1 protein-coding gene is annotated in these 1,781 nt (G+C 48.4%); it reads right to left on the reverse strand.

Features of this window, described 5'->3' with window-relative positions; translation table 11 throughout:
* Nucleotides 1–1,781, reverse strand: a 1,781-nt coding sequence (locus AC1RNB_RS18540; protein ID WP_493085245.1) for a beta strand repeat-containing protein, incomplete at both ends; no start/stop codon positions are given.

Consider the following 1,781-nt stretch of genomic DNA (forward strand, 5'->3'; position numbering starts at 1 on the left):
AAACCGGTGATAGTAGTTGTACTGATAGAACCTGCTGTAACATTACCTGTTACAGTTAAGGCTGATAAGTTACCAAGACTTGTAATACTGTTTAAAGTACCAGTTGACAGTGTGCCACTGAAGGTTCCGCCGGTGATCGTGCCAGGTACCGTTAAGTTACCAATGGTTGCTGTGGCTGCGCTGATATTACCTGCATCTACTGTGCCACTTACCGTTACACTTGCCAGTGTGCCGAGGCTCGTGATATTAGGTTGGGCTGCCGTAGTCAGTGTGCCACCCAGGGTGGTACCGGTGATCGCACCACTTACACTCAATGATGTTAAACCGGTCAGGTTCGCGATCGTAGCAGTGGTTGTACTGATAGAACCTGCTGCAACATTACCTGTTACAGTTAAGGCTGATAAGTTGCCAAGACTGGTGATACTGTTTAAAGTACCAGTTGACAGTGTGCCACTGAATGTGCCACCTGTGATCGTGCCAGGTACCGTTAAGTTACCAATGGTACCGGTGGTAGCGCTGATATTACCTGCATCTACTGTGCCACTCACCGTTACACTTCCCAGTGTGCCGAGGCTCGTGATATTAGGCTGGGCTGCTGTAGTCAGTGTGCCACCCAGTGTGGTACCGGTGATCGCACCACTTACACTCAATGATGTTAAACCAGTTAAGTTAGCGATAGTAGCAGTGGTTGTACTGATAGATCCTGCTGTGATATTACCTGATACGGTTAAGGCTGATAAGTTACCAAGGCTGGTGATACTGTTTAAAGTACCAGTTGACAGTGTACCACTGAATGTGCCACCTGTGATCGTTCCAGGTACTGTTAAGTTACCAATGGTACCGGTAGTGCTGCTGATATTACCTATGCTAGCGGTGCCACTTACCGTTACACTTGCCAGTGTGCCAAGGCTCGTGATATTAGGCTGGGCCGCAGTAGTCAGTGTGCCACCCAGGGTGGTACCGGTGATTGCGCCGTTAACAGTCAGACTTGTCAAACCGGTGATAGTAGTTGTACTGATAGAACCTGCTGCAACATTACCTGTTACAGTTAAGGCTGTTAAGTTACCAAGGCTGGTGATACTGTTTAAAGTACCAGTTGACAGTGTGCCACTGAACGTGCCACCAGTGATCGTGCCAGGTACTGTTAAGTTACCAATGGTTGCTGTGGTTGCGCTGATATTACCTGCATCTACTGTGCCACTTACCGTTACACTTGCCAGTGTGCCAAGGCTCGTGATATTAGGTTGGGCTGCCGTAGTCAGTGTGCCACCCAGGGTGGTACCGGTGATCGCACCACTTACACTCAATGATGTTAAACCGGTCAGGTTCGCGATCGTAGCAGTGGTTGTACTGATAGAACCAGCTGCAACATTACCACTCACTGTGATTGCACTCAGATTACCCAGTGCGGTAATGCCATCCAGGGTTCCCTGGGATAAAGTTCCGCTGTAAGTTCCGCCTACTATATTACCGGTAACTGTCAGGTTCTGTAAACCAGACAGATTGGTGATGTTCGCTGTTGTAGCACTCAGTACATTAGTAACAGTGGTACCACTTACAGTAAGTCCCGTTAAAGTTCCTACCGTGGTAATATTAGGTTGACTCGCAGTAGTTAATGTACCACTCAATGTGTTCGCACTGATATTGCCGGTAACTGTCAGACCACTTAAGCCAGACAGGTTCGTGATCGTTGCAGTGGTTGTGCTGATAGAGCCCGCACTTACATTACCACTCACTGTGATCGCACTCAGATTACCCAGTGCGGTAATGCCATCCAGGGT

The organism is Sediminibacterium sp. GW821-FHT12F12 (genome assembly GCF_058806635.1).